Raw genomic sequence first — 11,923 nt, 5'->3', positions numbered from 1 at the left:
AGTAAGATGGCCGGCTCGGGGTCTCCGCCTGCCGGATTGGGCCGTGCGGCTGCACAAGACGTTCGCGCTGGATGTTGGACAGAAGAGCCGTCGATAAAATCAGCTCAGCGGGTTCACGAGCGCCTGGTCGAGGGCGAGCAGGTGCTTGGGGTTTTCTATCGCCTGCCCACGGGTTCGCTTCCCGCCGCGTCCAATAGAGGTTGCCCGCCGCCTGTCAGGCACCAAGTCCTCCGCGGCATGATTCCATCCGGCGGCTCATCCGAGCGGCAGCTCCACGGTGAAGGTTGCTCCCTGGCCGGGAGTGCTCTCCACGCGGATGTGCCCGCCATGGGCCCGCACCACCTCGCGAGAGATCCACAGGCCCAGGCCGAAGCCGCCGTAGTTCTCGGAGACCGCCCGCTCGAACCGCTCGAAGATGCGAGCCTGATCCTCCAAGGCGATCCCCATGCCCCGGTCCTGGACCGTGAGCCGCGCCACCGCGCCCTCCCTCGTCACGCGGAGGATGATGGGTCCGCCAGGTCCATACTTCACGGCGTTGCCCAGCAGGTTGTCGATGACCTGCTCCAGGCGCAGTGCGTCCCAGTGTCCCATCACGGGAACTGGCGCCTCCAGCGTGACGTCGCACTTCACGCGTCTCAGCTCCTCCCTCCACCGGTCCACCCCCTCCGCCGTGAGCGCCGCTAGGTCCACCTCCTCCAGGCGCATGGAGACCTTCCCGTGCTCCAGGCGCGACACGTCGAACAGGTCTTCCACCAGCCGGGCCAGCCGCCGCAGCCGCTGGTTGGCCGTCTCCAGCTTCGTCACCCAGGACTCCAGGCTCGCGGTCCTGTCGGGGTTGCGCAGGGAGTTGATCAGCCCCTGCAGGTAGAGGCGCATGGGCGTGAAGGGCGTGCGCAACTCGTGCGAGGCCACGGCGAGGAACTCGTCGCGCTTGCGCAGCGCGGCCTGGGCCTGCTCGTACAGTCTCCCCCGCTCCTCGGAGAGGGCGTTCACCTCGGCGAAGCCCTGGGTGTTCTCCAGCGCGGCCCCTGCCAGGGTGGCGATGAACTCGGCGATGCGCACCTCCTGCGGGCCAAAGGCCCCGGCCAGCTTGTGGTTGGTGGCGCAGAAGAGGATCGCCACCCGCCCTCGCACCAGGACCGGGGCACACAACGCCGAGCGCGTGAGCCCCTCCCCTGCGTTCTCGAGCTCCTCCGTCGAGGGCACCACGGGCTGTTTCAGCTCCCGGGCCCGGTGAATGAATGGCCAGACCGTCTGGCCCGGCCCCCCGGCGACGCTCAGTCCCGTCGGCGTGACCTCTATGAGCACGCACGTTTCACCGCGAAGCAGTCCCAGCGCGGCTTCGCGCAAGGAGGCGCGGACGCTCTCTTCGGTGAGTGCCGAGGCGAGGGCGCGCCCAGCCTCCAGGAGGCGGGGGAAGCGGTCCACCAGCGAGAGGCTGGCCTGGGGGGCGGTGGCCGTCACGGGCTCCAGCGCCGCGCGCATCGGCTGCAGCGCCTCCTCCCCAGCGGCGGCGTCCTGGGCGGCACCCGGCCATCCCAGGACCGCTCCCAGCTCAGCTCTCGCCAGCAACGTCTGGGCCCGCTCGTAGCGCATCCCCAGGCGCTCGGCGATGGCCAGGCTCCGGTTGAAGTAGCGGCGAGCGCGCATGTTCTTCCCCTCCATCGCCGCCATCAGGCCCAGCTCGCGCAAGGTGGGTGCCAAGACCTCCTGGAAGGGCGACGCGTGACGGAGCACCCTCCGGGCCACCCCCCTGGCCTCGTGCAACAGCTCCGCGCGACGGGAGAAGAGGAGGGCTGGAACCTGGGCCGCCTGCTGCCGGAGCGCCATCACGAGCTGCGACTGGGTCCAGGCGAGGAACAAAGGAAGCCGCAGGCTCGAGGACCGCTCGTGTTGGACGACCTGCCCGAGGAGGGCCGCGGCCTGCCCAGGCTCCCCCGCACGCAGCAGTCGCAGTCCCTCGGCCCGGAGGGGCAGATGCTCCCCCACGAAGCAGTCCCGCTGGCCCGGGGAGAGATGACCACGCTCGGTGGCGATGAGCTCCGCGGGGACTTGGCCTCCCGAGGCCATGGACCAGAGGTCCAGCCCGCAGATGCGCATGAGCCCATCCCCACGCTCACTGGCCTGGCGGTGCATCGACTGTCCCAGCTCGACAGCGCGCGTGAGCTCTCCCCTCAGGCAGAGGGCGGTTCCGATGAAGTATTGCACGATGGCGGCGGCCCCCTCGCTTCCGACACCGGCTTGTCGCATCAGGTGCAGGGCTCCTCGGCCGGCCTCGATGCTCTCCTCGTACCGAGCGCAGTTCAGCAGCACGAACTGGTACAGGTAGAGCGTGGTCCCGTGCGCGAAGACATCCCCGAAGGCTTCTCGCAGGACGAGCGCCTGCTGGAATCGCTTCTTGCTTTGGACCAGTGCCCAGTCCACGAGGACTTGGGGCACGCGGGGAATGAGCTGGACGAGCAGCGCTAGCGCGGCGCCCTGGTGGGTCAACGCCGTCGCCAGCTCTGGAGTCGGGGCGTACCGCTCGGCAATGTTCCATCCCCGCAGGGTCCATATAATGGCAGCCGTCGACCCACTGCTGAACCAGTAGGTCAGCGCGAGCCTCATGTAGAGGCGTGCCGCGAGCAGAGGCTCCCCCTCCAGAAGCCGCGAGGGCTCCTTAGGCCAGAGGGGCCGCAGCACGAGGAGTAGCGCCTCCCATAGCAGACACAGGAAGTGGGCCAGGGGACTGCCCGGCACCTTACGCCCGAGCAGGCCCAGGGCCCGCTTCATGAGGCGGGCGGCGTCCGGCAAGCAGTGGCGCTGTTGCAAGGCGACCTCTCCCCTCTGTCCCTCGATGCGGGCCTGATCCAGGCGCGAGGTGGCGAAGGCCTGGGCCCTTCTGTAGCTCCGCTCGGCCTCCTCGAACGCTGACCGGAAGAGCAGGACATCACCCAGCCCCTCCAAGATGGCCATCCGCGTCACACCGTCCGCGGATTCCGCCCCCGCGTCGGCGAGGCGGTAATAGCGCTCGGCGAGGTCCAAGGCGTGCTCGTTCCGGGCCACTTCCGCCGACTTCAAGGCATAGGGCCACGCACGTGTCAGCTCTCCCGCGGCCTCGAAGTGCCAAGCCAGGGCGAAGCTGCGCTCCGGCGCCTGGCGCTCCAGTTCCAGCGCGGCCGTCAGGTGCAGCGCGTGGCTTTCTGACGCGGAGAGATGTTCCAGCAGCGCCTCACGGATCCGGTCGTGCGCGAAGGTGGCGTGGCCCTGGGAGGAGTCCACCCAGAGCAGGTGCCGACGCCGGGCTTCCTCCAGTGCCGGGATGGCCTGTTCCGGGCTCCGCCGTGCCAGCACCGCCGCCAGGCCGATCTCGAACTGTCTTCCGAGGACGGCGCCCGCCGTCAGCAAGTCCCATGTCTCCTCGGAGAGGAGCTCCAGACGGCGCAAGAGTAAGGCGGCGGCCCGCCGCGAGGAGCGCACCTCCGCGAGCCGCTCCGGTTGCACGAGCCAGCCAGAGGCCGTGGGCTCCAGGGCGCCACACTCGACGAGCCCGCGCACCAAGGCGGCGGCCATGAAGGGGTTGCCCTCGGAGCGGCGGACCACTAGTTCCAGCGCCTCCTCGGGGAGGGGACCCGCCATGGACTCCGCCATGCCCCGGAGGTCCGAGGCAGCGAAGGGCGCTAGGGAGACATGGCGCAGGGGAGCCATTCGCCGGAGCGGGTGCTCTTCAGGCACTGCTTCCGTCCGGAAGGCCGCCACCACGGTGAAGAACGGCTGCGTTCCGGCCCCCTCCTCCGAGGGTGCTGACACCATGGCAAGCGCCTTGAGGGTCAACCCATCGGCCCACTGACAGTCATCCAGCAGCACGAGGGCGGGGGTCTTCGCGTCCCCCAGCGAACCGAGCACGGTCGCTAGGCTCTTCGCCGCGCACCACTCCCTCTGGTTCTCGGGCCCCAGGGGCGCCGACGCGGGCGCCGTCAACAGCTCCGCGAGCCACGGGGACTTGAGCCGCATGTACTTGGAAAGGGCGGCGCCGATCTGCGTTCCAGCGAGCGCGCGCAGGGACTGCGCCAACGCCGGGAGGCTCCGCGCGGCGAGCTCAAGCTCACAAAGGATGCCCAGGAGTGTTTGAAGCGGCTGGGGAGCATCCTGGTCGACGGCCTGGCCGCGGAAGACGCGGGCGCCACGAGCGAGGGCGCGCCGCTCCAGCTCCTTCAAGAGCATCGTCTTGCCGCCTCCCGACACCGCCTCCAGGAGCACCAGGCCCCCGTGCCCCTGGCGGGCCCCGCTCAGGGCGTGCTCCAGTTCCCGCAGCTCCGGGCTCCGCCCTAGGAAGGCGGGCTCGGTGAGCCGCGGGTGGCGCTCGAGCCGGCCCACCACCACGGAGGGCTCGGAGCTGCCGCGTTCCAGCTCCGTGGCGATGGCGTCGAGGTCGGCGAGGGCCGCCGCCGCCGACTGGTAGCGCTCGCGTGGATCCTCGCACAGCAGGTGCTGCACTACCTGCTCCAGGGCTCGAGGGACGCAGAGTCCTCGTGCACGCAGTTCGGGGACGGTGCGCAGGTGCTGCTGCAGCAGCTCTCCCAGCGACGCGCCCTGGAAGGGGAGCGTCCCGGCGAGACACTCGAAGAGCATCATGCCCACGGCATAGAGGTCCGAGGCGGGACCTGACTCGCCGGCCATGAGTCCCAGTTGCTCGGACGAGAGGTAGTGGAGGGCTGTGAGGGGGAGTGCTAGCAGGGACTGCTCCTGGAAGTCCTCCAGCGCGAGCCCGAAGTCGATCAGCGCCACCGACTCGAACGTTTTCTCGGGATCGATGACGACCCGGGAGGGCGCGAGGTGGCGGTGCGAGATGCCCTGGGCATGAGCTTCATGCAGCGCGCGCAACAGACCGCGTCCCAGCTGGAGGGCCTCCGTGACGGAGAGCGGTCCCAACGCCAGCCGTTCTTCCATCGTTGCATGGGGAGCGCTCGGCGTCACGCGGAACAGCAGCGCCCCGTCCAGTCCGCAGTCCAGGGGAGGGCGGAGCCAGGGGCTGCGCAGGTCGCGCAGCACGGCGTCGTCCCTTCGCATGCGCTCGACGGCCCCGTCCTCGAGGGCATCCAGGGGGACGGTCCTCACCACAACCGAGGCACCGGTGGAAAGGTCTATTCCCTGCCAGGTCTGGAGTGCCCCCTGCTGATGAAGACACCGGCTCTTGAGGAACCTCCCGCCCAGCAGCAGTGAGGAGGATTTCTGGGCATTGGAGTCAGGTGGTCGCGTCACATCCGGGTTCATTCGTACTCTCCCGTTGCACCTCAGGAGGGAGTCCCCAGGACGAGGGTTTGTGACACACCCCACGGCTGTGCGAGCGAGCGCTCAAGAGGGAGACGAGTGAGTCCTCCTCCTGTCCTCGCCTCCGGGACCCCACAGACTCGACTTTCGCCCTTTTGAGGAGGGCAAGTAAGGGAACAGCGGAGCTTTAGGTAAGAGACGACCACCGGACTGGCTGTGAGGTCGACCAAGACTTCTCCCGTCCATTACACGATGACCGTCCCTTCCCTCAATACACTGCTGCCACTGCTTCTGTTCCTACGCCCCGTCTTCACGCTGCCCTCGTTCTGTCGCATCCTCACCTTGTTTGCTGGTTGGGTAGGCACCCAGGGCGTGCATGCCGTCACCGAGTCCTTGGTGTCCGCGGGAGTCTCCGGCGTGAGACACCACGCGGCCTTTCACCGCTTCTTCTCGCGGGCTCGCTGGAGCATCGACCAGTTCGGGCGAGTGCTCCTCTTGCGAGTGGTAGCGCTCACGCCTGGGCCTTTGCGCTTGGCGCTCGACGACACGCTGTGCACGCACAAGCCGGGAAGTCCTGCGCCACCTGCTGCGAGGTGTCATCTTCGTGGGGGCCATGCGCGCGGACGCTTCGCTACACCGTCCGCGCACACGCCCGTGCCGCTCGCCTGTCACCGGCCGACTGCACACCAAAGACATCCCCCTGCCCAAGCCCGAGAAGCTCGCCCAGGCTAAGAAACTTCCCTGGCTGTCCATGAACCTCACCCTCCTTCGGAAAGGAAAAGCAAAGTGAGGCGGATCGAGTCCCCACCTTTGGGGAATTCGTGCCGTGTTTCATCACGTACAGCGAGAACAACAACAAACACTCCAATGTGGTCACCAAACGGCAAATCCTTGAGGAGCACCTGCTCCCCGCGTTCGGTGACATGTCTCTTGACGCCATTGGCCCGGCGGAGATCGAGGACTTCAAGGCCGCGATGCGGAAGAAGCCAGCGGGCGTCCCGGGAAGGAAGAACTCGCCTTCAAAGGACGCGCTGCACAAGGTCCGGCGCACCATTTGGCGGGGGGGGGGTGACGGGACTCCCCAAGGGCGGTCGGGAAAGAACGGTAGACCTGCCGGGCTCAGTGGTAGACGCGCTCAAGGCACACCGCCACCTTCGCGGCCCCTACGTCTTCTGTCAGGAGGACGGCCAGCCGCTCACCGCGAGCATGACGGAGCACCGGCTGACGCGGGCAGTGGGCCGTGCGGGCATTGTCCGCGAGCAGGGACGCATTAGCTGGAACGACCTGCGGCACACCTACGGCAGCCACCTCGCGATGAAGGGCGTCCCGCTCAAGGTCATCCAGAAGCTGATGGGCCACGCCACCATGGAGATGACCCTGCGCTACGCCCACCTCGCGCCAGAGGCCCGGGAGAGTGCCGTGCAGCAGCCCGATCAGTCCGTGCGCCAGTTCCATGCCGCTCCGGCCAGAAGCGCCGAAGGGGCACACCGAGGGGACGGGACAAAGAAAAAGCCCAGCAACCCCGGAGGATTGCTGGGCTTCTATTGGCGAGGAGTACGGGACTTGAACCCGTGGCCTCCGGCGTGACAGGCCGGCGTTCTAACCAACTGAACTAACTCCCCACAACGCCTCTCCCCGAGAGGAGAAGGTGAAGTCCCTGGAGCCCACCGTGAGGTGAAACTCCAGGGCCTTCGATGGTCGGGGCGACAGGATTTGAACCTGCGACCACTTGCACCCCAAGCAAGTGCGCTACCAGGCTGCGCTACGCCCCGTTGAGTCGTCTCGTCGCCGCCGGGTTTCGGCGTCAGCGAGATGGGCTGCTTATGCCCGCGCCCTCTCCCCAGGTCAAGAAAGAGATCGGGCGCTCCTTCAAAAAATCATTCGGCCTTGGCCTTCAAGCCGCCCGCGGAAGCCGAGAGCGGACCCACGTCCTCGAGTTCCTCGTCGAAGTCCTCGGGATCCAACCCCGCGGCCTCGGCGGCGTCGGCGGCGGCGTCCTCGGCGGCGTCCAGCTCGGAGTGGTTCTCCGGAATCTGCTCGCCGTTGAGGGCCGCCTTGAGCACCGCGCTCGGCCGGAAGGTCAGCACCCGGCGCGCCGAGATCTCGATCTCCTTGCCCGTCTGGGGATTGCGACCCACGCGCGCCTTCTTCTGTCGCACCTGGAAGTTGCCGAAGCCGGAGATCTTGATCTTGTCCCCGCGCTCGAGCGTTTCCTTGAAGGTGTCGAAGACGAGCTCCACGATCTCCGCCGACTCCTTCTTGGAGAAGCCGACCTTCTCGTAGACGCCTTCGATGATGTCCGCCTTGGTCATGCGCGTGCCTTCGCGTCCCTCTCCAGGGGTGAACCCGGCGGACTGTGACAGCCTTCCCCAACAGGTGTCAACCCACCGGTTTCATTCAGGTTTTCCCGCTTCTGTCCTCAGGCGCGTAGGGCGCCGCCCAAGCGCTGGTTGACCTCGGAGATGATGCGCTGGTGCGCGGCGCCCACCTCCGCGTCGGTCAGCGTGCGCTCGGGCGAACGGTAGCGGATGGCGTAGGCGAGGTTCTTGCGGCCCTCGGGGATGGGCTTGCCCGTGTAGACGTCGAAGACGAGCGCGTCCTCCACGAGCGGGCCTCCCACCTCCAGGATGACGCGGCGGACCTCGTCATTGGCCAGCTCCAGCGGCACCACCACGGCCAGATCCCGGAGCACGGCGGGAAAGCGCGGCAGGCCCCGCGAGGCGGGCACGAGCCGGGCGGCGGCATAGAGCGGCGCCGTGTCCAGCTCGAAGACGAAGACGTCCCGGGGCAGCTCCAGGGCCTTGGTCACCCGGGGGTGCAGCTCACCCACGAAGCCCAGGACGGTGCCGTCGGCCAGCTCCACGCGAGCACAGGCACGGGGGTGATAGGCCGGAGCCTCGGTGGGCACGAAGCGCGCGCCGTCCACGTGGAGCGCGTTCAGCAAGGACTCCAGCGCGCCCTTGGCGTCATAGAAGTCCGCCCGGGCCTCCTTCTGCGTCCACGTGCGGCCTCCGCGCAGACCCCACACGAGGCCCGCCACGCGGTGCACCTCGCGCGTGGCCGGGTGTTGACCCCGTCCCCCTTCCGGATCGCGGAGGTAGGCCCGGCCCATCTCGTACACGGACACGGAGTCCACCTGATGCCGCACGCTGCGCGAGAGGTTCTCGAGCAGGCCCGGCAACAGGCTCGTGCGCATCACGGACTGCTCCACGCTCAGCGGGTTGAGCAGCGCCACCGGCTGCTCCTTTCCGCCCAGGATCTCCAGGGTGCGCGGCGTGACGAAGGAGTAGTTCACCACCTCGCTCAGCCCGACGCCGGAGAGGGTCTGACGGGCGCGGCGCTCGGCCTCGGCGGTGGCCGACTCGGGCGCCAGCTCGGCGAGACCCCGGGGCAGTTTCGCGGGGATGTTGTCGTAGCCGTGCACGCGCGCGAGCTCTTCCATCAGATCCTCCTCGCGCTCCACGTCCACTCGGGCCCGGGGAACCTCGAAGGTGCTCTGCCCGCTCCCCTCCTCCACCGACCGGAAGCCCAGCACGCCGAGGATGCGCCGGCACTCGGCCTCGGGAATGGCCACGCCCAGGACCTTCTCCACCCGGCCATAGCGCAGGGTCACCCGGCGGGGCGGCTGAGGCTGGGGATGGACATCCACCCGGCCCGGAGCCACCACCCCTCCGGCCAGCTCGGCGATGAGCGCCGCGGCGCGATCCACCGCGGGCACGGTGGCATCCAGGTCCACGCCGCGCTCGAAGCGATGCGAGGCCTCGGTGTGCAGCCCATGGCGCTTGGAGGAGCGGCGCACGGTCGAGGGCTGGAAGTGGGCGGACTCCAGCATCACGCGCGTGGTGCCCGCGCTCACCTCGCTGTCCGAGCCGCCCATGACTCCGGCCAGGGCCTGGGCCCGATCCCGGTCACAGATGAGCAGATCCTCGGGCGAGAGCGTGCGCTCCTTGCCGTCGAGCGTGGTCATCTTCTCGCCCGGCTTCGCGGTGCGGACGATGATCTCCTGGCCCGCCACCTTGTCCAGGTCGAAGGCGTGCAGGGGCTGGCCGTACTCGAGCAGCACGAAGTTGGTGACGTCCACCACATTACTGATGGGACGCACGCCACAGGCCTTGAGCCGATCCTGCAACCACTGGGGCGAGGGGCCGATCTTCACGTTCTCGATGACGCGGGCCGCGTAACGCGGACAGCGCGTGGCGTCCTCGATGCGCACCTTCACCTTCTCGGAGGCCGGAGCGCCGGACTCGGAGAGCTTCGGCTCGGGAGGACGCAGGGTGGCGCCCGTGGCCACCGCCACCTCGCGCGCCACGCCCAGGTGGGACAGGGCATCGGGCCGGTTGGGGGTGACGTTCACCTCCAGCACCACGTCATCCAACCCGAGCGCCTCGGCGATGGGCGTGCCGGGCTTCAGCTCCGCGGGGAGGATGAGCAGGCCCGAGGACTCCTCGGACAGGCCCAGTTCCTTGGCCGAGCAGAGCATGCCGAAGCTGTCCACGCCGCGCAGGGGGGCCTGCTTGATTTCCACGCCGTTGGGCAGCTTCGTGCCCAGGGTGGCGAGCGGCACCTTGTCGCCCACCTTGAAGTTCTTGGCGCCGCACACCACCTGGAGCTTGTCCGGGCCGCCCAGGTCGATCTGGGTGACGGACAGCTTGTCCGCGTTGGGGTGCTGGACGGACTCCGCGATCCGGGCCACCACCACGCCGCGTAGGGCCTCGCCAGGGCGCTCCATGCCCTCGATCTCCAGCCCCACGGCGGTCAGCTTGCGCGCCAGCTCCTCCACGTCCGCCGGCAGCGCCACATAATCCTTGAGCCACTTGACCGAGATCTTCATCAGAACTGCTCCAGGAAGCGCGCGTCGTTCTCGAACATCATCCGTAGGTCGTCGATGCGGTAGCGCAGCATGGCGATGCGCTCCACGCCCATGCCGAACGCGTAGCCGGTGACCTCGGTGGCGTCATAGCCGCTGTGCTTGAAGACGTTGGGGTGCACCATGCCGCTGCCGAGCACCTCCAACCACCCCGTGTGCTTGCACACGCGGCAGCCCTTGCCGCCGCACGAGGTACAGGAAATGTCCACCTCGGCCGAGGGCTCGGTGAAGGGGAAGAAGGAGGGGCGGAAGCGCGTGCGCGTGTCCGAGCCGAAGAAGGCCCGCACGAAGGCGTCCAGGGTGCCCTTGAGCTCGGCGAAGCTCACGTCCTTGTCCACGAGCAGGCCTTCCACCTGGTGGAACATGGGCGTGTGGGTGATGTCCGAGTCGCGCCGGTAGACCCGGCCCGGCATGATGGCGCGGATGGGCGGCTTGCGGTTGAGCATGAAGCGCACCTGCACGGGGGACGTGTGCGTGCGCAACAGCACGGGGCTGTCCGCCTTCTGGGCGTGGCCGAGCGAGGCGTCGTCCACGTAGAAGGTGTCCTGCATGTCGCGCGCGGGGTGATCCTTCGGGAGGTTGAGCGCCTCGAAGTTGAAGTAGTCCAGCTCGATCTCCGGCCCGTGGGCCACCTCGAAGCCGAGCCGCTGGAAGGTGCGGACGATGTCCTCCATCGTCCGGGACACCGGGTGGCGGCTGCCGGGGGACACGGCCCGTCCGGGCAGCGTCACGTCCAGCCGGGGGCCGCGCAGCTCGGACTCGAGTGCCGCCTCCTCCACGCGCTGGATGGCATCGGCCAGGAGCTTCTCGATCTCGGCCTTGACCTGGTTGGCCACCTCGCCCAGGGCGCGGCGCTCGTCGGGGGGCAACTTGCCCATGCCGCCGAGCACGCCGGACAACTCGCCCTTCTTGCCAAGGTAGCGGATCCGGAGCGCCTCCACCGCGGAGGGTTCCGAGGCGACGGAGATCTCCCGCCGCGCCGCATCCGCGAGCGTCTGCAAGCGGTCTCGCATCGGACTAACGCCTTCCTCCCCGGTCCACGCCGGGGCAAAAAAAAGGGCCGCCCATCAGGGGCGGCCCGGTTCAAACCCATGAGCGGGAGCCGACCCGGAAACCCCAGGCCCTGCTCACCCCTCACCTATGCTTCAGGCCGCCTTCGCGATGTTGGCGACGGCGGCAAAACCGGCGGGATCCGCCACGGCCAGGTCGGCGAGGACCTTGCGGTCCAGGGCGATCTTCTTCTTGGCCAGACCGGCGATCAGCCGCGAGTACGACAGGCCGACCGTGCGAGCGGCCGCGTTGATGCGGACGATCCACAGGGAGCGGAAGTTGCGCTTCCGCTGGGCGCGGTCACGGCTGGCGTAATCCAGCGCGCGCTCCACGGCCTGGTTGGCCCGCTTGTAGCAATTCTTGCGGCGGCCCCGGTAGCCCTTGGCCAGCTTCAGAATGCGATTACGACGACGACGGGCCTTGAATCCTTTTTTGACGCGCATGACTCACTCCTACCCACTGCGAGGTGTTTGAAAACCCCCGGTGATTGGGCCTACCGCCCCACCGCTAGGGCCCTCTGACTGCGAACGGCGAACTAGTTCGCCCCGTAGGGGAACAGCTCCAGACGAACCTTCTTGGCGTCCATATCCCGGAGGTGACCCGTGCCACGGTGCTCCCGCTTGAGCTTCGGGGACTTCGCGTGGGTGAACAGGTGCTTGCCGAGAGCCTTGGCGAACTTCACCTTTCCGGACTTCTTCACGTGGAAGCGCTTCTTGGCGCTGCTACGGGTCTTCAGCTTGGGCATGATGCCAGTTC

At 68.3% G+C, this 11,923-nt stretch carries 7 protein-coding genes, 2 tRNA genes and 1 pseudogene; 2 read left to right on the top strand and 8 right to left on the bottom strand.

Going from position 1 to position 11,923, the window contains the following annotated elements:
• Positions 1-255: 255 nt before the first annotated feature.
• Positions 256-5,253, bottom strand: coding sequence for an ATP-binding protein (locus tag MEBOL_RS35045; protein WP_095981487.1), 4,998 nt, complete (start codon positions 5,251-5,253; stop codon positions 256-258).
• Between the two features lie 249 nt (positions 5,254-5,502).
• Between MEBOL_RS35045 and MEBOL_RS44205 the strand changes: the two genes are divergently transcribed.
• Together MEBOL_RS44205 and MEBOL_RS35030 are read left to right on the top strand one after the other, a co-directional pair.
• Entirely contained in the window at positions 5,503-5,982 is a 480-nt protein-coding gene (locus MEBOL_RS44205; protein WP_095981486.1) for a transposase, read from the top strand.
• A gap of 32 nt (positions 5,983-6,014) precedes the next feature.
• Positions 6,015-6,717 (top strand): annotated as a pseudogene (locus MEBOL_RS35030) (tyrosine-type recombinase/integrase); the annotation flags it as partial.
• 78 nt (positions 6,718-6,795) lie between these two features.
• On the opposite strand, the gene MEBOL_RS35025 reads toward MEBOL_RS35030, so the two are convergent.
• The 7 genes from MEBOL_RS35025 to rpmI all read right to left on the bottom strand — a co-directional run bounded on the left by MEBOL_RS35025 (position 6,796) and on the right by rpmI (position 11,912).
• Positions 6,796-6,872: transfer RNA gene (locus MEBOL_RS35025), tRNA-Asp, on the bottom strand.
• A gap of 73 nt (positions 6,873-6,945) precedes the next feature.
• Positions 6,946-7,022, bottom strand: a tRNA-Pro gene (locus tag MEBOL_RS35020).
• 105 nt (positions 7,023-7,127) lie between these two features.
• A complete protein-coding gene (locus tag MEBOL_RS44200; protein WP_095981485.1) occupies positions 7,128-7,562 on the bottom strand; it encodes an integration host factor subunit alpha in 435 nt (144 codons plus the stop codon).
• A gap of 107 nt (positions 7,563-7,669) precedes the next feature.
• Positions 7,670-10,081 carry a phenylalanine--tRNA ligase subunit beta gene (gene pheT, locus MEBOL_RS35010; RefSeq protein WP_095981484.1) on the bottom strand — a complete coding sequence of 804 codons (2,412 nt, stop codon included), beginning with the start codon at positions 10,079-10,081 and terminating at the stop codon, positions 7,670-7,672.
• Complete coding sequence (gene pheS, locus MEBOL_RS35005; RefSeq protein ID WP_095981483.1) at positions 10,081-11,130, bottom strand: phenylalanine--tRNA ligase subunit alpha; 1,050 nt, start codon at positions 11,128-11,130, stop codon at positions 10,081-10,083. Before pheS ends, pheT begins: the two co-directional genes overlap by 1 nt.
• Before the next feature lie 132 nt (positions 11,131-11,262).
• Positions 11,263-11,610, bottom strand: a complete 348-nt coding sequence (gene rplT, locus MEBOL_RS35000) for a 50S ribosomal protein L20 (protein WP_095981482.1) — start codon at positions 11,608-11,610, stop codon at positions 11,263-11,265.
• A gap of 92 nt (positions 11,611-11,702) precedes the next feature.
• Entirely contained in the window at positions 11,703-11,912 is a 210-nt protein-coding gene (gene rpmI / locus MEBOL_RS34995; RefSeq protein ID WP_095981481.1) for a 50S ribosomal protein L35, read from the bottom strand.
• Between the last annotated feature and the right edge of the window lie 11 nt (positions 11,913-11,923).

The sequence above is a fragment of the Melittangium boletus DSM 14713 genome (assembly GCF_002305855.1).
Lineage (GTDB): Bacteria > Myxococcota > Myxococcia > Myxococcales > Myxococcaceae > Cystobacter > Cystobacter boletus.
Note: the sequence above shows the minus strand (reverse complement) of the source record. Positions and strands in the feature narration are given on the sequence as shown.